Here is a 19,145-nt window from a genome sequence, read left to right as displayed (position 1 = left end):
GGATGCGGCCCTCGTGGGGGAAAAGGCGCGTCGATCACGTGTTCGAGTGTAACAGCCTGGTCGGTGCGGCTCGATCGGCGCCGTTGGCGCGTGCGCGTTTTTCGGCGATTGTGCGTGAGGATGTGATTGCCGCAGGTCGTGTTTTGCGATTGCTCGTGCGTTGCGTTGCTTGGATACGCAACCCATGCATGTGTCGATCGCATGGCGTGCACGCAGAGGTGTTGTGCGCTGCGCTCGCCCCACGCTGCCGCCAGCCACGCCTGCGCGCAGGGTGGGGCGGCATTGCGTCGGTGCGCGCAGCCCATCGGCGTGTGCGGGGCGTCGAAGCGGCCACTGCACATTGCCGCCGTCGCCTAGCGCCGGCCAAGTAGACGCATCACCGGCTGCCTGCTGCCCGCGCAGGCGGCGCTGCCCTTGCCAGCCCGCATGCGTCTAGAATTTGCGCCCCTTGCAACGTCTTCAGCTGATCCCTGCCATGCCCATCTACGGTTTCCAGTGCACTACCTGCGGCCACGCATTCGACCGCCTGCAGAAAATGGCCGACCCCGATCCGCAAACCTGCCCGGCCTGCGCCGCTGCCACGATCAAGCGCCAGGTCACCGCGCCGTCGTTCCGCCTGTCCGGCAGCGGCTGGTACGAGACCGACTTCAAATCGGCCGGCGAGAAAAAGAAGAACCTCACCGAAAGCAGCAGCGCCGGCGGCGATGCCAAACCGGCGGCAACCGCGGAGAGCAAGCCGGCCGCCAAGCCCGCGTCCGATCCGGCATAAGTGGCCGCGGCGTGCAGGTTGCGCCGCACAGCGCGGTTGCGCGTTGCAATGACTCCACGTCGAGCACCGTGCTGCCGGCTGTGTCGCGGAGGATTGCATGGGTGCTTGCCGCCAACCCGGACGGCTGTGCCATCCCACCGCCGTTCGCCGCGGCCAGGACTGCGTTTCCCGGTAGCGCCCGGCATGCGCGGTGGACGATCTTGCTGGCCGGGCCGGTGTCGATACACCCACGTCAGCCGGGCCAAGTGCAGTCCCGGCAAACTGTGGTGAAGCATGGCGGGTAGCCGCGAGGCTGCAAGGCTCTGACGCACGCGTTGCGCGTGCGGTTTGCCGCCCTTCTATGGATCGCCCCGACTGAGGTTTACAGCCGCATCCGCCTGGATGCGTGCCGTGGTCCAGAACGCTGGCGCCGGTGTCTCGCCGACGCGCGCAGGCCTATCTCACCCAGCCAGCCTGCGCGGCCAGTGCATCAACGCGCCTCGAAACGCGCCCGGCAGCCGTCGTTGACCCACACCGTGGCGCGACGATCGTCGTAGCCCCAGGTGCGACCTTCCGCACAGCGGGTGTCCGACAGCTGGCGGGTCAGCACCGGGCGGCCATAGCGGCCATCCCAGGCGCAGGTGCGCAGGCGCCGGTCGTCGCTGGCGCAGGTGATCGCATAGCCGTTGCCGGGGCGGTCATCCCGGCCGCCATAGCCGCCGTCCCAGCCACCGCCACCGCGGGCCTGCGCGAATTCGCCCCGGCAGCCGTCGTCCACCCAGATCCGGCCGCGTTCCTGGCGCCAGTTGCGGCCTTCCACGCAGGGCGTGTTGGAGAGTTGGCGCACCAAATTGGCGCGGCGCCAGCCGGTATCGCAGATGTTCTGGCGCTGATCGTTGCTCTCGCAGCGCACCGTTCCAGCGATCCCGCCAACGCCGCCGGGGCCATAGCCGCCGCCCCAGCCGCCACCGCTGCGGGCGTCGACGAAACGGCCGCGACAGCCATTGTCCACCCAGATCCGGCCGCGCTCGCTGCCCCAGTTGCGGCCTTCGATGCAGCGCGTGCCGGAGATGTTTTCCACCAGCACCGCGCGGCCGCGGAACGGCGTATCGCACTCGCGGCGGCGGTTGTCGTTGCTGGAACAGGTGATGCTGGGGCCATTCCAGCCACGCTCCTGGGCGCTGGCAGTGACGCTGGCAAATGCGCCGGTGAGGGTGATCAGGCCGAAGCCGGAGAGCAGCAGGGCAGTGCGCAGCATCGTGTCGTCCTTGGTGCAGGAGGGGCGTGGCGCCTATTCAGCCGGGCACCGACTTAAGCGCCCATGAGCGCCCGCGCATTTGCTCCTGCCGCTCGCCGGCCCCAGAATATCCGGCTTTCCGGCGCTGTCCTGCGTCGGGTTTTCAGCGGAGCTTTCGATGCGTACCCACTTCTGCGGCCTGGTCGACGAGACCTTGATCGGCCAAACCGTCACTCTCGCCGGCTGGACCGACGTGGCCCGCAACCTGGGCGGGGTGTGCTTCATCGACCTGCGCGACCACGAAGGCATCGTGCAGGTGACGGTGGAGCCGGTGGCCGGCGACGACGCCAGCGCAGAGCTGTTCAAGGTGGCCGCCAGCCTGGGCTACGAGGACGTGTTGCAGGTGGAAGGTGTGGTGCGCGCGCGTCATGCGGTCAACGACAAGCTGCGCAGCGGCAAGGTGGAAGTGATCGCCACGCGCATCAGCATCCTCAACAAGGCCGCGCCACTGCCGTTCCACGCGCACGAAAACCCGGGCGAAGAAACCCGCCTGAAGTACCGCTACCTGGACCTGCGCCGGCCGGAAATGCAGCGCATGCAGCGCACCCGCATCAAGCTGGTGCAGGCGCTGCGCCGGCATCTGGATGCGCGCGATTTCCAGGACATCGAAACCCCGATCCTGACCAAGGCCACCCCGGAAGGCGCGCGCGACTTCCTGGTGCCTGCGCGCATGCATCCGGGCGAGTTCTACGCCTTGCCGCAGAGCCCGCAGCTGTTCAAGCAGATCCTGATGGTGGCCGGCTTCGACCGTTACTACCAGATCGCGCGCTGCTTCCGCGACGAAGCGCTGCGTGCCGACCGCCAGCTGGAATTCACCCAGCTCGACATGGAATTCGCCTTCGTGCGCGAGCGCGACGTGCAGGATTTCGTCGAAGACATGATCCGCGCCATTTTCAAGGAAGTGGTGGATGTCGACCTAGCGGCGCAGTTCCCACGCATGACCTGGGCCGAGGCGATGCGCCGCTTTGGGTCGGACAAGCCGGACCTGCGTATCGCGCTGGAACTGGTCGACGTGGCCGAGCTGGTCAAGGCCAGCCAATTCCCGGTGTTCACCGCTGCCGCCGACGATGCCGATGGCCGCGTTGCCGCGCTGCGCATTCCCGGTGGCGCCAGCCTGTCGCGCAAGCAGATCGACGAATACGCAGCGCACGCCGCCAAATACGGCGCCAAGGGTCTGGCCTACATCAAGCTGTCGGAGACCGGCGAGGTCAGTTCGCCGATCGCCAAGTTCTTCAGCGAAGAATCCTTCGCCGCGCTGCTCAAGCATGTCGGCGCCGGCAATGGCGACATCGTGTTTTTCGGTGCCGGCGGCTACACCAAGGTGTCCGACTTCATGGGCGCGCTGCGCCTGAAGGCCGGCAAGGACTTCAACCTGGTCGCCGACGGCTGGGCGCCGCTGTGGGTCACCGACTTCCCGATGTTCGAATGGGACGAGGAGGCGCAGCGTTACGTCGCGTTGCATCACCCCTTCACCGCACCGGCGGTGGACGATATTGCCGACCTGCGCGCCAACGCCCGCACCGCGGTCTCGCGCGGTTACGACATGGTGCTCAACGGCAACGAAATCGGCGGCGGCTCGATCCGTATCCACCGCCCGGACATGCAGAGCGCCGTGTTCGAACTGCTCGGCATCGGCGCCGAAGAAGCGCGCGCCAAGTTCGGCTTCCTGCTGGACGCGTTGAACTACGGCGCGCCGCCGCATGGCGGCATTGCCTTCGGTATCGACCGCATCGCCGCGCTGATGGCCGGTACCGAGTCCATCCGCGACGTGATCCCGTTCCCCAAGACCACCGGCGCGCAGGATCTGATGACCGACGCCCCGTCACCGATCGCTGCCGACCAGCTCGCCGAAGTGCACGTGCAGGTGCGCCCGAAGCAGGTCTGACCCGTCATCGAACACACGGCCACGCCCATTGCGTGGCCGTGCTGTTCATGCGCAGCGGGCAGCTGGCGCAAGGCGTTGCTGGCCGATCTGCGCTGACGCAACGCGCGTATCGAACAGCTGCACGCGCAGCGCGGCGTGCGTAACTAACTGCCAAGCAATCGCGCACCGCGACTTTCCGTAACCCTGAGTGCTTGTCAGCAACTGCACCCAAGCTCTAGCAGGTGACGCAGCGCGTTTTTTGCATGCCGCTCCGATACGCGCGGCAATTCCAACGCACGCGGCAACCAGGCCTCTGGGTGGTAAGACCACCAGCCGGGCAGACGCATCTGATGCCCGACCCGCAGGGCGCTCGGCAATTCCCATTCCCCATTCCCCACTCCCGATTCCCGATTCCCGATTCCCCACTTGCAGCAACGCCGCAGCATGCGAGAAGCTGCCGCGTCGACTTGCCAGAGGGGCCCGCATGACCCGCATTCGCCGCGCCACGCCGGACGATGCCGAAGCGCTGTCGCTTCTGGCCGCGCAGACCTTTACCGAAACCTTCGGGCATCTGTATCCGGAAGAGGACCTGCGCGGTTTTCTGGAAGAGACCTATGCCGTGGAGCGCGCGCGCACCGTGCTGTCGCATCCGGATTACGCGATCTGGCTGCTGGAGATGGACAACCTGCTGGTCGGCCATGCGGCCGCCGGCCCCTGCGGGCTGCCGCACGATCAGGTGCGTCCCGGCGATGGGGAGCTGAAGCGGTTGTATCTGCTGAAGGACTATCAGAACAGCGGCTGGGGCAGCCGATTGTTCGAAACTGCGCTGCAATGGTTGGAGCGCGATGGCCCACGCACCTTGTGGATCGGCGTGTGGTCGGAGAATTTCGGCGCGCAACGCTTTTACGCCCGCTATGGCTTCGAAAAGGTGGGCGAATACGCTTTTCCGGTGGGCAAGATCGTCGACCGCGAATACATCCTGCGGCGGCTTGCGCAACTAACAAAATTTATTGAATGAGATTACTAAAAAAGAGCAGGTTGTTAATTTATTTGGGGGTAGTTGGCGCAATTTAATACGATCTATCCCCTCCCTGTCTACCCTTAAAAGAAGCCACAGAATTTGATTCATATCACAATTTACACACTTAGTTCTATCATGGATTGTCTCCGGCTTAATTAATTTGGGTGTGGCTGCCGTATCAGATCTCAGATTCTCCATCTTTTTGCAGTTAAAGAAACCCTAAAGATTTCATTCTTCAGGCCGCTACCCTAGTGGGTGGGCAGTGCAATAGTCCTCAGGACTAGATCGCAAGGACTATTTGCTAGCTGACCATCGAAAGGTTGACTCACCCCAAACGTGAGGCCTTAGCCTTTGTGTAGCCAGTGGCTATGTGCGTTCTATGAAGTTGAAAGTTGGCAGGCCATCCGCAACAAAATCACTGCGCACCCGCAGTAAACAAGGAGATTTACTGAAATGTATAAGAAGAGCATCATACTGGCATCATGCGTCGCAGTAGCGACGGGTGCTTGGTATGCGGGCGCCGCAAAGGTTGACGTAACTCATTTTGTGCCTCAAAAAGCCCAAGGTATCGCGCGTTCCGGATCTCCTGCTGGTGCAGTTGACCAAATCAGTGGTTCTGGCTCGGCTAGGGCTTTGTCGGCCTACTTTGACGCGCCAGACAACGGTACCCTGGTTGCATACGAAAAAAAACCGCCGATCAAAGAAGGTCCATTCGACCTCTACCCTGCTCGTATCAGTGAAAGCTATGCATTGCGAGCGACTATAGAAGGCCAAATGACAGTTGTCGCTCCAGACGGCAGTCGCTTGAAAATGGATTATGTCCGCCACGTCGAGGGGAAAAATGGCAATTGGACATGGGTAGGTCGCCTGCCTGGCGCACAGATCGGTGAGGAATCGATCGTGACTTTTGGCAAAAATGCGGTGTTCGGATCGCTCGGTAGCAGCGGAGGCAAAGTTTATCGGATATCTACAATCAACGGCCAACCATATGTGATGGCCGCGTCTCAGGTCCAATTGCAGGCAGCAACTCCGAGCAAACGTAGCGATGCACTTATGCCTCCGCGAGCTGCTGCAGGCACGTCGACTAACCGGGCTGGTGCGATTCCTTATTACACCAGTCTGGCCCAAGTCAACGCAGCAGCTGGCACAACATCGACCAACACGATTGACATCGTTCTTGGTTACACACCTGATTACAAAGCCTATCGAGGCGGAGAGTCGGTGATTGACACTGTTATGACAAATTTGGTTGAGATTGCTAATCAAGCCTTCGCTAATGCAAACGTGCAGGCGCGATATCGCTTGGTGGGAACCATAGAGGTTGCCTATACAAACAACAATGATAACAGTCAGGCGCTGGAAGAGGTTACCTGGGTTCGCGCCTCCAATGATGCGTTCCGTCCGATACGCCAAATACGTGAAAACTACGGTGCTGACCTTGTTGCGTTAGTTCGCCGTTATAATGATGTTAGCCAAAATAACTGTGGTGTAGCGTGGGTAAATGGGCAAACTGACTCGCGCTATGCCTATGCAGTCGTTTCTGAAGGCGTAGACGGAAACTACTACTGCCCGCCGACCACACTTGGGCACGAACTAGGGCATTTGCTTGGCTCATATCATCAGAGGGAAACTGGACAGGAGACCGGCTTTAACTATGGACATCGCAGCGACGTAGGCAGCTTTCATACCTTGATGGCTTACAGTATCAACGGCCAGCGCGAAGTCAATGTGTATTCGTCGCCCTTTATCCAAGGGTGCTATGGGCAGTCATGTGGCGTGATTGGCCAAGCCGATAATGCCACGGCGTTTGTGATGACCATCCCCAATATTGTTCAATTTCGCCCCACTGTGGTCCCGTTCGACGACTCAAGTTCTCCTGGCCAAATCGTCGGTCCGTCCGGAAAGTGCTTAGATGTGACAGGTGGCTGGACTGCCGATACGGCTCCCATTCAAGTCTGGGGCTGCAATGGACTGCGGCAGCAAAAATGGCATTGGCAGAGCCAGAGTCGCTCTCTTCGAAGCAATGGCACCGACAAGGTGCTGGATATCGAAGGAAGGAATTCCAACAATGCCGCACGGCTCCAGCTTTATCAGCTGAGTAGTTCTCCTAATCAACGCTGGAACTTCAGAACGTCGTCAATCATTGCTAGCGGAGGCAAGGTTCTTGACGTCGCCAATCGAGGCACTGGAAACGGGGCGCGTCTGCAGACTTGGGACAACCTCGGGGGCTCCAATCAAATTTGGAACTTCAATCCAACCACTGGAGCAATCCAGGTCTCCACTGGCAGGTGTCTGGATGTTGCAGGATCTGGGGTTACAAGCGGTACACCTGTGCAGATCTGGGACTGCTCAGGCAACAAGAACCAAAAGTGGTCGCTTGGAAAGAACGGCTCGATCATCGGCTACGGCGGCAACTGCTTGGAAGCAGCTGGAGATTTTGGTGCAAATGGCCGCTCGATCGTGATGGCTACTTGTAACGGCACTCAAGCACAGACATGGCGCATTCGTGGGCAAATTCGTAGTGACCTGAACAACAGGTGCCTGGACGATTCTGCTGGAGGTACCACCAATGGAGCGCGTGTACAGATGTGGGACTGTATTGGCAACGCCAATCAGACGTGGGAAGTCCAGCCGAGTTGACACGAGGGCAGAGAACGCCCAAATGGCAGCCCAGCTCTATTCTGTAGCCGTTCAAGCTGTCCTTGCCCTGCAGGTGGCAAGGACAGTATCCGTAAGCTTGATATGTTATTGAGCCTTCGTAATTTGATGCTAGGTGAAGCGTCTTCGTTTGTTTGAGTCACTCAGAAGTACAGGCAGGTGGTGAATGTGTCATTGCGAAGCGGATGGGCGCCAAGCCGACGAGTGATCGATGTGGCCGTTGATGGTATATCGGTGACGCCATTCTTCTGCCATGCGCCCAACCTCTTCGAGCATAATGAACACGAAGCGGTCCAGCACTCGAATAAGGAGGGTGCGGCTGTAGCGTTCGATCTAGATGTTCTGGTTGGGTTTACCAGGCTGGATGTGGATCAGGGGGACGCCGTGCTGCTGTGCCCACTGCCTGAGTGCTGCGCTGATGAAGTCCGGCCGTTGTCTAGGCGCACTCCCGTGGGGCACCACGCAACTCGATCAACTCGTCCAGTGCACGGATGATTCGTGCCGAGGGCAGGCTGGCGTCGATTTCAATCTTCATCGATCCGCTGTCGAGGTCATCGTTGATGTTGAAGCTTGGGAGGCGACTGCCAGCCCAAGGGGCGTCGGAGATGAAGTCTGCTGACCAGGTATGGTTCACCACTTGCGGAATCTCTAGTGCCGCGAGGATGCGCTAAGGTAGCCGTCGCTTTCCCGCTACATAGAAGGTTGAGTTTTAGCGCAGTGTAGAACCGCCAGGCACGGATCTTGCCCCAGCTCGCCGCTGCAATACCCAAAACGGGCCATCGTCGCGCTGGTGCAGACAATAGTAATGCCGTGCAGATCGGGACAGCTGCGACATCCGATTAGCTTGATGGGCACTGAGGCCGTGAGCGGTTTGCATGGCCAGACCAAATTGTGGTCGACGAGGTTGGCTCAATCTTCTCGCGACACGACGTCCTTTAGCGCGTGATGATCCAAGGCCAGCTTGGCATACATGCGCTTGATCCGGGCCAGCTCGGCTTCCACGCCCTTCAAGTGGCGCAACTGCCACACCTCCATGCCGGCGAGTTTGGACTTCCGGACGTAATTAGGTCGGCTCGCTGATCCATGTTTGCGACAGGTCTCGCCGACCTTTGCAACGGCCTCGACCTCTTCGAGGCTCCGAACCATCTGTTCTTCGATGAACGTGGACTTATTCACGCAGAGCTTCGTGGGTTGGAACTCTAGTTCCAAGTGGATTCAATTAACGAGGACGCTTTAACCCTACTGCCGGCAACCCGGCCAGTCTGTCGTTGGAATGCGGGCGATATACCTGCTGTGAGTACAGTTCGAGCGCCATGCTCATGTGCCGAGGCGCGGTAGCTGTAGAGGAAGTGAGTGATTAGTTAGCTATAGGCTCCAAGTGTTAGGTCCCAAACCAGGGGCTCCAATGCAGACGAGAGCAAGCTCCTCGGACGAGCGCGACGCTTTCCGGGGGGAGGAAATCGGCCACACGGACGTGCTGCTGGTGCACGGCATCTGGAACACCGCGCACTGGCTGCTGCCATTGGCGCGGCGGATGCGTGCCTACGGGCTGGCGCCTGCGCTGTTCGGTTACGCCAGCGTGCTCGGCGGCCCCGCGCATGCGGTGCCGCGTCTGATCGAACGCCTGCGCGCCAGCCGCGCGCAGCTGGTGATCTGTCATAGCCTGGGTGGGCTGATGGCCCTGCAGGCATTGCAGGATGCCCCCGACCTGCCGGTGCGTCGCGTGGTCTGCCTGGGCTCGCCGTTGTGCGGCAGCGCCGCCGCGCGCGGGCTGGCGCAACGTGGCGGGCTATGGGCGCTGGGCCGCAGCGCCGCGATCTTGCAACAGGGCTTTGTGCGCTGGGACGGCCAGGCCGAGATCGGTCAGGTGGCCGGCAACGTGGCACGTGGGATCGGCCGCTGGCTCGCCCCGCTCGACGGCGGCTCGGACGGCACCGTGGGGCTGGCCGAAACCCGCCTGCCCGGGCTGCGCGATCATTGCGTGGTGCAGGCAAGCCACAGCGGCCTGTTGCGCTCGCCCGAGGCCGCCGCACAGGCGCTGGCCTTTCTGCGCACCGGCCGCTTCCAGCGGTGAACATGCGCAGGCGGATGTCGCTGCCCCGGTGAGGGCGGGCAATCAGGTAAAATCCGCGCCCTGTCATTGAAGCCAGTCTGGAACCACCCATGGGTAGAGGTCCCTCGATCGAAGGCCGCAAGAACGCCTCCGACGCCAAGCGCGGCAAGATGTTTACCAAGATCATCCGCGAGATCAGCGTGGCGGCCCGCGCCGGCGGCGGCGACCCGTCCAATAATCCGCGTCTGCGGACGGCCATGGACAAGGGCCTGTCGTCGAACATGTCCAAGGACGTGATGGAGCGCGCCATCAAGAAGTCCACCGGCGAGCTGGAAGGGGTGGAATACGAAGAAGTGCGCTACGAGGGCTACGCGCCCGGCGGCGTGGCGGTGATCGTGGACTGCCTGACCGACAACCGCGTGCGCACCGTGGCCGACGTGCGCCATGCCTTCAGCAAATGCGGCGGCAACATGGGCACCGAGGGCTCGGTGGCCTTCATGTTCAAGCGCCTGGGCGTGCTGAGCTTCGCCGCCGGCATCGATGAGGACACCCTCACCGATGCCGCCATCGAAGCCGGCGCCGACGATGTGGTGGTGTACCCGGAAGACGGCGCCATCGATGTGCTGACCGCCCCGGACGCCTTCGCCCAGGTCAGGGACGCCCTGGTCGCTGCCGGGCTGGAACCGGCGCACGCCGAAATCACCTTCCGCGCCGACAACGACATCGCCGTGGACGGCGAGACCGCCGTGCAGGTCCGCAAGCTGCTGGACATGCTCGAAGACCTGGACGACGTACAGGACGTGTATTCGAACGTCGATCAAGCGGCGCTTGGCGCCTGAGGCGCCGGGAATCGGGAATGGAGAATCGGGAATCGAAACAGCAGCATCCTGCATCGCTCGGCAATGTCGAGCACGCCAGTAGGCCGCTTTACCCATTCCCGATTCCCGACTCCCAATTGCTGGCCGCTCAATGACCCGCATCCTGGGCATCGATCCCGGTTCGCAGCGCACCGGCATCGGCATCATCGATATCGACGAGGGCGGTCGCAGCCGGCATGTGCACCACGCGCCGCTGATGCTGCTGGGGGAGGGTGATTTCTCCCAACGGCTCAAGCGGCTGCTGCAGGGGCTGGGCGAGCTGATCGAGGCCTACCGGCCGGATGAGGTGGCGATCGAAAGGGTGTTCATGGGCAAGAGCGCCGCCTCCGCCCTCAAGCTCGGCCACGCGCGCGGCGCGGCGATCTGCGCGGTGGTCATGCGCGACTTGCCGGTGCACGAGTACGCTGCCACCGAAGTCAAGCTGGCGCTGGTCGGCAAGGGCGGCGCGGACAAGGTGCAGGTCCAGCACATGGTCGGCATCATGCTCAACCTGAAAGGCAAGCTGCAGCCCGACGCCGCCGACGCATTGGCGGTCGCCATCACTCACGCCCACGTGCGCGCCACCGCGCAACGCCTGGGCGTCAATACCCAACAGGCCTGGAGCCGCAAGAAATGATAATCGGGATTCGGGATTTGGGATTGGGGATTCGCAACCGCGAGTCCGCGCGCGCTGTGCCGCTTCGTCGGGCTGGGACCGTTGTTGACGGCAGCGAGGGTTCTTGCCAATCCCCAATCTCGAATCCCCAATCCCGGCACCACAACGGCGGTGCCCAATGATCGGCCGTCTGCGCGGGATCCTGGCCTACAAGCAGCCGCCGTGGCTGGTGATCGACGTGGGCGGGGTGGGGTATGAGCTGGAGGCGCCGATGAGCACCTTCTACGATCTGCCCGATGTCGGTCGCGACGTGATCCTGTTCACCCATTACGCGCAGAAGGAAGACAGCGTCGCGCTGTACGGTTTCCTGCGCGAAGGCGAGCGGCGGTTGTTCCGCGATGTGCAGAAGGTCACCGGTATCGGCGCCAAGATTGCGCTGGCGGTGTTGTCCGGGGTCAGCGTGGACGAGTTCGCCCGCCTGATCACCAGTGGCGACATCACCGCGCTGACGCGCATTCCCGGCATCGGCAAGAAGACCGCCGAGCGCATGGTGGTGGAACTGCGCGACCGCGCGGCCGATTTCAGCAGCGGCGCCCCGATCACCGGCCAGTTGGGGCCCGACGCCGTTTCCGAAGCCACCGTGGCCTTGCAACAGCTGGGCTACAAGCCGGCCGAGGCCGCCCGCATGGCGCGCGACGCCGGTGCAGAAGGCGACGAGGTCGCCACGGTCATCCGCAAGGCACTGCAAGCCGCGCTGCGCTGAGCGCGGCCACGAACCATCGCCTGGCCGCAAAGCGGGCGCGGCCGGCACTCGGCATCGACAGGGGCGGCCCGTACACTGCGCATCCTTGCCCGCGGCCAGCCCGTACCTTGGGTGTCTGTGACGTCAGTGCAGGCACCTTCGACAGGTGCTGGCTCCCTCATCATCTTCACGCTGTCTGGCGAAAACTGCCCACCTCATGTCCCACACCCCCAAATCAGCCGGCTCCAGCCACGCGCCCGCCAACAGCCAGACCGCCCTGGTCATCGGCGCGATCGGCGTCGTCTTCGGCGATATCGGTACCAGCCCGCTGTATACGCTTAAGGAAGCGTTTTCGCCGCACTACGGGCTGACCCCGGACCACGACACCGTGCTGGGCATCCTGTCGCTGGTGTTCTGGGCGCTGATGCTGGTGGTCACGCTCAAGTACGTCACCGTGATCATGCGCGCCGACAACGACGGCGAGGGCGGCATCATGGCGCTGACCGCGTTGGCGCAACGCACCCTGCCGGGCGGTTCGCGCTCGATGTACGTGGTCGGCATCCTCGGCATCTTCGGTGCCTCGCTGTTCTTTGGCGACGGCGTCATCACCCCGGCGATTTCGGTGCTGTCGGCGGTGGAGGGCCTGGAGGTGGCTGCGCCCAGGCTGGAGCCGTTCGTGGTGCCGATCACCTTGGTGGTGCTGGGCATGCTGTTCCTGGCGCAGCGCTTCGGTACCGAACGTGTCGGCAAGGCATTCGGGCCGATCACGCTGCTCTGGTTCTTCGCGTTGGGCGCGATCGGCGTCTACAACATGGCCCGCGCACCGGAAGTGCTGCATGCGCTGAATCCGTGGTGGGGCGTGCGCTTCTTCGCGCAACACAACTGGCATGCGGTGTTCGTGCTGGGCGCAGTGGTGCTGGCGGTGACCGGTGGCGAAGCGCTGTACGCGGACATGGGCCATTTCGGCGCCAAGGCGATCCGCCGCTCGTGGCAGTTCGTGGTCCTGCCGATGCTGACCTTGACCTACCTGGGGCAGGGCGCGCTGATGCTGCGCAACCCGGCCGCGGTCAGCAACCCGTTCTACGAGGCGGTGCCCGAGTGGGCGCTGTACCCCATGATCGTGCTCGCCACTGCAGCCACGGTGATCGCCTCGCAGGCGCTGATCACCGGCGCCTATTCGGTGGCCAGCCAGGCCATGCAGCTCGGCTACATCCCGCGCATGCACATTCGCCATACCTCGCACTCCACCATCGGCCAGATCTATGTGCCGGCGGTGAACTGGTGCCTGCTGGCGCTGGTGGCGGTGGCCGTGATCGGTTTCGGCGACTCGGCCTCGTTGGCCACCGCGTACGGCGTTTCGGTGACCGGCACCATGCTGATCACCACCGTGTTGATGATCATCTACGCGCGTGCCAACCCGCGCGTGCCGGCGCCGCTGCTGTGGTTGTTCGCGCTGGTGTTCCTGGCCGTGGACTGCGCGTTCTTCTACGCCAACATCATCAAGTTCCTGGACGGCGCCTGGTTCCCGTTGTTGCTGGGTCTGATCCTGTTCACCCTGATGCGTACCTGGCGCCGCGGCCGCAAGCTGCTGCACGACGAGATCCGCAAGGACGGTATCAAGCTGGACACCTTCCTGCCCGGGTTGATGCTGGCGCCGCCGGTGCGCGTGCCCGGCACGGCCGTGTTCCTGACCGCCGACCCGATGGTGGTGCCGCACGCGCTGATGCATAACCTCAAGCACAACAAGGTGCTGCACGAGCGCAACGTGTTCCTGACCGTGGAAACCCTGCAGGTGCCGTACGCGGCCGCCGGGAAACGGCTCAAGATCGACGCGATCGGCGACGAGTTCTACCGCGTGCATGTGCGCTTCGGTTTCATGGAGACCCCGGACGTGCCGCTGGCGCTGATGCGCTCCTGCGATCAGGGCGGGATCTATTTCGATCCGATGGACACCACCTATTTCGCCAGCCGCGAAACCATCGTGGCCAGCGCCAATCGCGGCATGCCGATCTGGCGCGACAAGCTGTTCGCCCTGATGCATCGCAATGCCGCCCCGGCCACCGGATTCTTCCGCATCCCCGGTAACCGCCTGGTGGAGTTGGGCGCGCAAGTGGAGATCTGAGCGTGGCCGCGCTCAAGTGGATGGTCTACGGGCGCTCACCGAGCCTGGACACCTTCTGGGATGACGCACTCAACCTCGGGCGCGTGCCGGCCACCGAGGCCGCGATCGCGGCGGCGCAAGCGCGGCTCGGTGTCCGCCTGCCGGCCTGGCTGCGTGAGTTGTACGCACGCTACGACGGCGGCGCGGTGCAGATGGCGCGTGGTCAGTCCCTGGAGGAGCCGGACAACTGGCTCAAGGCCGAATGGCTGTTCCCGCGCGCGCGCCTGCTCGGCAGTGCGGAGCTGTTTTCCTTTGCGCAAGTGCGTGCCCGCGAGGAGTACCGCGACGACGCGTTTGCCGGGCTTGCTGCCGGTGGCGATGATCGCCATCTGATCGTCATCGCGGCCGATGACCGTTCGCCGAGCCGGGCGCTGTGCCTGGACTACTCCGCATTCGGTGCCGAGCCCACACTGGTCTACGTCGATGCAGGCGACAAGCGCCGGTTGGCGGTGTTCGCCAACGTGGAGGACCTGCTGGCGCAGTTGGTCGATGTCCACTATTGGTCCCCCGCGTTGCAGGCCAAGCACGACGCAGATGTGGTGCAGTGGCAGCCGCAGCCGCCGGCATTGACCACGTTCTGGAGCGGCGCCGATGGGCGGAACGACGGCGGAGCCGCAGCGGACGCCGATGCCTTCGCTGAGGCCGAAGCACGCCTGGGCGTGCGCCTGCCGGCATTGTTCAAGCGTCTCTACAGTGTCCAGGACGGGGGCGATACCGGCTGGTGCTGGGTGCCGCGTACCCGTTTTCCGTCCGATCACTACGTGGATTGGGAATGCGTGCTGGTTGATCGCGATCTATCGCCGCTGGCGCAGATCCGCAGCGTGCTGGATTTTGCCGATGCCTTCGAAGACCGGAGTGACTTCCGCGCTGCGGCCTGCCTGCACGCCGGCCTGGATCAGGTTCTGGTGCTGTCTTGCCATAACGTCGATAGCCTGCTGTGCCTGGACTACCGCGCGCGCGGCCCGCAATGCGAGCCGGAGGTCGTCTATTTCGAAAACTGGGAAGGGCTGGTGCCGACCTGGCGCGCCGCGCGCTTCGATGCCTTCTTCGCAGTGCTGCGCCAGGCCGAGCTTGATGTCTAGATGTTGGGCCATCCGCGCGCGGCATGAGAAGATGGCCGGATGACTGAGCAGCGCATCATCGCCAGCAGCTCCACCCGCGAAGACGACGCCGCCGATGCGAGCATTCGTCCCAAGCGCCTGGCCGATTATCTCGGTCAGCAGCCGGTGCGCGAGCAGATGGAGATCTACATCCAGGCGGCCAAGGCGCGTGGCGAGGCGATGGATCATGTGCTGATCTTCGGGCCGCCCGGGCTCGGCAAGACCACGCTGAGTCACGTCATCGCCAACGAGCTGGGCGTGAGCCTGCGCGTGACCTCTGGCCCGGTGATCGAAAAGGCCGGCGATCTGGCGGCGTTGCTCACCAACCTGCAGCCGCACGATGTGTTGTTCATCGACGAAATCCATCGCCTCTCGCCGGTGGTGGAAGAAGTGCTGTATCCGGCGATGGAAGATTTCCAGATCGACATCATGATCGGCGACGGCCCGGCCGCGCGCTCGATCAAGATCGACCTGCCGCCGTTCACCCTGATCGGTGCCACCACCCGTGCCGGCCTGCTCACCGCGCCCTTGCGCGACCGCTTCGGCATCGTGCAGCGGCTGGAATTCTATTCCCCGCAGGAATTGACCCGCATCGTGATTCGCTCGGCGGCCATCCTGGGCATCGACTGCACGCCCGAAGGCGCGGCGGAAATCGCACGCCGCGCGCGCGGCACCCCGCGTATCGGCAACCGGCTGCTGCGTCGCGTGCGCGACTACGCCCAGGTCAAGGCGGCCGGGCATATCGATCTGCCGGTGGCGCAGGCGGCCATGCAGATGCTGAAAGTGGATCCGGAAGGCTTTGACGAGCTCGACCGTCGCATGTTGCGCACCATCGTCGAACACTTCGATGGCGGCCCGGTCGGCGTGGAATCGCTGGCCGCCTCGTTGTCGGAGGAGCGCGGCACGCTGGAAGACGTCATCGAGCCGTATCTGATCCAGCAGGGCTTTCTGATCCGCACGGCGCGCGGCCGCATGGTCACGCCCAAGGCCTATCTGCATCTGGGCCTGAAGGTGCCGCGCGAGCGCACCCCGGGCATCGGCGAACCGGGAGATCTGTTTTGACGACGCTCTGCTGGTCGCCAACCTGGGTCGTCACGACCGAAATTCCGTGCCCATGACCATCGAATCCCCATTCTCCAATCCCCAATCCCTGCCGGTATTCAGTTGGCCGACACGCGTCTACTGGGAAGATACCGACGCCGGCGGGGTGGTCTACCACGCGCGCTACGTGGCCTTCATGGAACGCGCGCGCACGGAGTGGATGCGTGCGCTCGGCTACGGGCAGGAGCGTATGCGCCAGGAGCACGACCTGGTGTTTGCGGTCCGCGCGATGCAACTGGATTTCCTCAAGCCGGCCCGGCTCGACGACGCGCTGTCAGTGTCGGCGGTATTGCTGCGATGCAGACGGGCCAGCCTGCTGTTCGCGCAATCGGTCCGTCGCGAAGGCGAAGTGCTGCTGACCGCCGAGGTGCGTATTGCCGCGCTCGGTACCAGCGACTTCCGTCCGCGTGGCATGGACGATGCGCTGTATGACGTGTTGAAAGCTCTAGAAACCCCAGAATCCGATTACTGAGGAACGAACGGATGTCGATTGCATTGCTCCTGGCCCTGCAGGACACGGTAGTGGAAGCACTGCCGCAGGACGTCGCCGCTGCTGCGGCGCAGACCGCCAGCGTGGCGCACAACAGCAGCATCAACTATGTAGACCTGATCCTGCGCGCCAGTATCCCGGTCAAGATCATCGTGCTGCTGCTGCTGATCGGCTCGTTCATCAGCTGGGTGATCATTTTCCGCAAGGCGCGTGCGTTCAAGCTGGCCAATCGCGAGGCCGACGAGTTCGAGAACCGTTTCTGGTCCGGTGCGGACCTGGCCAAGCTGTACGCCTCGGCCACCGACCGCAACCGCACCGTGGGCGGTCTGGAATCGATGTTCGAAAGCGGCTTCCGCGAGTTCTCGCGTCTACGCGACCGCCGCCGTCTGGATGCGCGCGTGCAGCTGGAAGGCGCGCAGCGTGCCATGCGCACCGCGTTCACGCGCGAAGTCGACCAGCTCGAGCGCAACCTCGAACTGCTGGCCAACATCGGCTCCACTGCGCCGTACGTCGGCCTGGTCGGCACCGTGTTCGGCATCATGGTGACCATGCACGACATGGTCAGCAGCGGCGAGCAGGCCGGTATCGCCGCGGTGGCGCCGGGTATCTCCGAAGCGTTGTTCGCCACCGCCATCGGTCTGTTCGTGGCGATTCCGGCCGTGTGGGCCTACAACCGCTTCACCACCCGCGTGGAACGGCTGTCGGTGCGCTATGAGACCTTCGCCGACGAGTTCAGCTCCATCCTGCAGCGCCAGGCCGGCGCGGACGAGTGATGCGCGCTGCCGGCATGCCCCCGCATGGCGTGACGCGGGAAGTGTCCGGCAGGGCCAGCCGCGTCGGTGCGCAGTGCCACGTGCAGGTGTCCCTTTTCGGGGCACCGTGCAAGCGCACTGCCAGCCGGCGCCGAGGACTAATTAGGAACGTTTCGCGATGATCTCCGGTATTTCCCGTCGTAAGAAGCGCAAGCTCAAATCCGACATCAACGTCGTGCCGTATATCGACGTGATGCTGGTGCTGCTGATCATCTTCATGGTCACCGCACCGTTGCTGACCCTGAGTACCGACGTCAGCCTGCCCAGCTCGCGCGCCAAGGCGCTGGAAAGCAAGCAGGACCCGGTGGTGGTGGTGGTCGCTGCCGATGGCAAATTGGCGCTGCAGCTGCCCAAGGGCAAGCCGCAGGCGATGGACGTGGCTGCTCTGCAGGCACAGCTGGCTGCCATCGTGGCGCAGGACAAGGACGCACGTGTGGTGGTGGCCGGCGATCGCGCCGCGCCGTACCAGAAGATCATGGATGCCATCGACGTGCTCAAGCAGGCCAAGGTCGAGAAAGTGGGCCTGATTTCCGACTCCGGCGGCACCGCAGGCAGCGATGCACGCTGACGCACTCCCCACGCAGACGGCGCGCGATGACGGCTGGTTTCGACCGGTCGTCCTGGCATTGGTCGTGCACGTCCTGGTCGCGCTGGTGTTTATCGCCGGCTGGCTGTGGTCGCCCGAACGCTCGGTGGAGCCGGCGGCCGGCGACCCCAGCATGGAGGCCTCGCTGGACGTGTCGGCTGCCGAGGCGCGGGTTGCGCGCCAGGCACTGAAGGCCACGCCGGTCGAAACGCCGCCCCCGCCTGCGCCGTTGCCCGAACCCGCGCCGGAAGACAGCGTGCCACCGCCGCAGCCGATCCCCGAGCCGCGCCCGCAGGATGCGCCCACGCCGCAGCAGGCGCAGGCACAGGAGCGCATAGCCCAGCCCGACAAGGTCGACCAGGAGCGCGTGGATGCACTGGCCATTTCCGCCGAAAAGGCCAAGCAGGAACAGGAAGCCAAGCGTCGCCAGGAGCAGATCGACCTGACCGAGCGGAAACGCCAGGAAGAGGCCGAGCAGAAATTGCGCCTTGCCAAGCAGCAGGAAGAGGCCGACGCCAAGAAGAAACAGGCGGCCGCACAGCAGGCGGCGGAAGAAGCCGAACGCCAGAAGAAGATCGCCGACATCCGTCGTCAGCGCGCGCAAGCCGATAAGGAGATGGCGCTGGCCGAACAGAAGTTGCGCCAGGTCGCCGCCGCACGTGCGCAGCAGGCCTCCGCGGCCGCGGCGACCAGCGCGCAGCCGACCGCAGGGCAGGGCGGTACCAGTACCGACCTGTCGGCCAAATACGCCGCGGCGATTCAGCAGAAAGTGTTGGCGCAGTGGGTGCGTCCGCCGTCGGTGCCGCCAGGCCAGAAATGCACCATCAACATCCGCCAGTTGCCGGGCGGCAGCGTGATGGAGGCCAAGGTGGCGCCGGGCTGCCCCTACGACGAGGCTGGCCAGCGTTCGATCGAAGCGGCCGTGTTGAGCGCCCAGCCATTGCCTTACCGCGGGTTCGAGTCGGTGTTCCAGCGCAACCTGACCTTTGTGTTCACTGCGCAGGATCAGTAATCGTTGTCGGGCTGCGGCGGCCACTGG

At 63.7% G+C, this 19,145-nt stretch carries 17 protein-coding genes; 15 read left to right on the top strand and 2 right to left on the bottom strand.

Features of this window, described 5'->3' with window-relative positions; translation table 11 throughout:
- Positions 1-475: 475 nt before the first annotated feature.
- Positions 476-769: an FmdB family zinc ribbon protein gene (locus tag HLH45_RS19975; RefSeq protein WP_008578079.1), complete on the top strand. Its 294-nt coding sequence runs from the start codon at positions 476-478 to the stop codon at positions 767-769.
- Positions 770-1,238: 469 nt separating this feature from the next.
- Here the strand turns inward: HLH45_RS19975 and HLH45_RS19970 are convergent, their stop codons facing one another.
- Positions 1,239-2,006, bottom strand: a complete 768-nt coding sequence (locus HLH45_RS19970; protein WP_008578078.1) for a DUF3011 domain-containing protein — start codon at positions 2,004-2,006, stop codon at positions 1,239-1,241.
- Positions 2,007-2,163: 157 nt separating this feature from the next.
- On the opposite strand from HLH45_RS19970, the gene aspS reads away from it, so the two are divergent.
- The 3 genes from aspS to HLH45_RS19955 all read left to right on the top strand — a co-directional run bounded on the left by aspS (position 2,164) and on the right by HLH45_RS19955 (position 7,570).
- Positions 2,164-3,930, top strand: a complete 1,767-nt coding sequence (gene aspS / locus HLH45_RS19965; protein ID WP_008578077.1) for an aspartate--tRNA ligase — start codon at positions 2,164-2,166, stop codon at positions 3,928-3,930.
- Between the two features lie 463 nt (positions 3,931-4,393).
- Complete coding sequence (locus HLH45_RS19960) at positions 4,394-4,927, top strand: GNAT family N-acetyltransferase (RefSeq protein WP_008578076.1); 534 nt, start codon at positions 4,394-4,396, stop codon at positions 4,925-4,927.
- Positions 4,928-5,383: 456 nt separating this feature from the next.
- Positions 5,384-7,570, top strand: coding sequence for a ricin-type beta-trefoil lectin domain protein (locus tag HLH45_RS19955; RefSeq protein WP_074053374.1), 2,187 nt, complete (start codon positions 5,384-5,386; stop codon positions 7,568-7,570).
- Between the two features lie 927 nt (positions 7,571-8,497).
- Here the strand turns inward: HLH45_RS19955 and HLH45_RS19950 are convergent.
- Positions 8,498-8,764: a transposase gene (locus HLH45_RS19950; RefSeq protein WP_033479515.1), complete on the bottom strand. Its 267-nt coding sequence runs from the start codon at positions 8,762-8,764 to the stop codon at positions 8,498-8,500.
- 229 nt (positions 8,765-8,993) lie between these two features.
- On the opposite strand from HLH45_RS19950, the gene HLH45_RS19945 reads away from it, so the two are divergent.
- The 11 genes from HLH45_RS19945 to tolA all read left to right on the top strand — a co-directional run bounded on the left by HLH45_RS19945 (position 8,994) and on the right by tolA (position 19,118).
- Positions 8,994-9,662, top strand: coding sequence for an alpha/beta hydrolase (locus HLH45_RS19945; RefSeq protein ID WP_235800874.1), 669 nt, complete (start codon positions 8,994-8,996; stop codon positions 9,660-9,662).
- 89 nt (positions 9,663-9,751) lie between these two features.
- Positions 9,752-10,480: a YebC/PmpR family DNA-binding transcriptional regulator gene (locus HLH45_RS19940; RefSeq protein WP_008578072.1), complete on the top strand. Its 729-nt coding sequence runs from the start codon at positions 9,752-9,754 to the stop codon at positions 10,478-10,480.
- 130 nt (positions 10,481-10,610) lie between these two features.
- Entirely contained in the window at positions 10,611-11,135 is a 525-nt protein-coding gene (gene ruvC, locus HLH45_RS19935; protein WP_008578071.1) for a crossover junction endodeoxyribonuclease RuvC, read from the top strand.
- A 157-nt stretch (positions 11,136-11,292) separates the two neighbouring features.
- On the top strand, positions 11,293-11,877 hold the full coding sequence (gene ruvA, locus HLH45_RS19930) for a Holliday junction branch migration protein RuvA (RefSeq protein ID WP_008578070.1): 585 nt from the start codon (positions 11,293-11,295) through the stop codon (positions 11,875-11,877).
- Positions 11,878-12,073: 196 nt separating this feature from the next.
- On the top strand, positions 12,074-13,978 hold the full coding sequence (locus HLH45_RS19925) for a potassium transporter Kup (RefSeq protein WP_008578069.1): 1,905 nt from the start codon (positions 12,074-12,076) through the stop codon (positions 13,976-13,978).
- A 2-nt stretch (positions 13,979-13,980) separates the two neighbouring features.
- On the top strand, positions 13,981-15,099 hold the full coding sequence (locus HLH45_RS19920) for an SMI1/KNR4 family protein (RefSeq protein ID WP_011348274.1): 1,119 nt from the start codon (positions 13,981-13,983) through the stop codon (positions 15,097-15,099).
- Between the two features lie 39 nt (positions 15,100-15,138).
- On the top strand, positions 15,139-16,179 hold the full coding sequence (ruvB, locus tag HLH45_RS19915; RefSeq protein ID WP_008578065.1) for a Holliday junction branch migration DNA helicase RuvB: 1,041 nt from the start codon (positions 15,139-15,141) through the stop codon (positions 16,177-16,179).
- A gap of 52 nt (positions 16,180-16,231) precedes the next feature.
- Positions 16,232-16,690, top strand: a complete 459-nt coding sequence (gene ybgC, locus HLH45_RS19910) for a tol-pal system-associated acyl-CoA thioesterase (RefSeq protein WP_008578064.1) — start codon at positions 16,232-16,234, stop codon at positions 16,688-16,690.
- 11 nt (positions 16,691-16,701) lie between these two features.
- The gene (gene tolQ / locus HLH45_RS19905) at positions 16,702-17,481 is read left to right on the top strand and encodes a protein TolQ (protein ID WP_008578063.1); all 780 of its coding nucleotides are present in this window, start codon (positions 16,702-16,704) and stop codon (positions 17,479-17,481) included.
- A gap of 157 nt (positions 17,482-17,638) precedes the next feature.
- The gene (gene tolR, locus HLH45_RS19900) at positions 17,639-18,088 is read left to right on the top strand and encodes a protein TolR (protein WP_005913652.1); all 450 of its coding nucleotides are present in this window, start codon (positions 17,639-17,641) and stop codon (positions 18,086-18,088) included.
- On the top strand, positions 18,078-19,118 hold the full coding sequence (tolA, locus tag HLH45_RS19895) for a cell envelope integrity protein TolA (protein WP_008578062.1): 1,041 nt from the start codon (positions 18,078-18,080) through the stop codon (positions 19,116-19,118). The genes tolR and tolA overlap by 11 nt, the downstream gene beginning before the upstream one ends.
- Positions 19,119-19,145 lie beyond the last annotated feature (27 nt).

This window comes from Xanthomonas euvesicatoria, assembly GCF_013112235.1.
Taxonomy (GTDB): Bacteria; Pseudomonadota; Gammaproteobacteria; order Xanthomonadales; family Xanthomonadaceae; genus Xanthomonas; species Xanthomonas euvesicatoria.
Note: the sequence above shows the minus strand (reverse complement) of the source record. Positions and strands in the feature narration are given on the sequence as shown.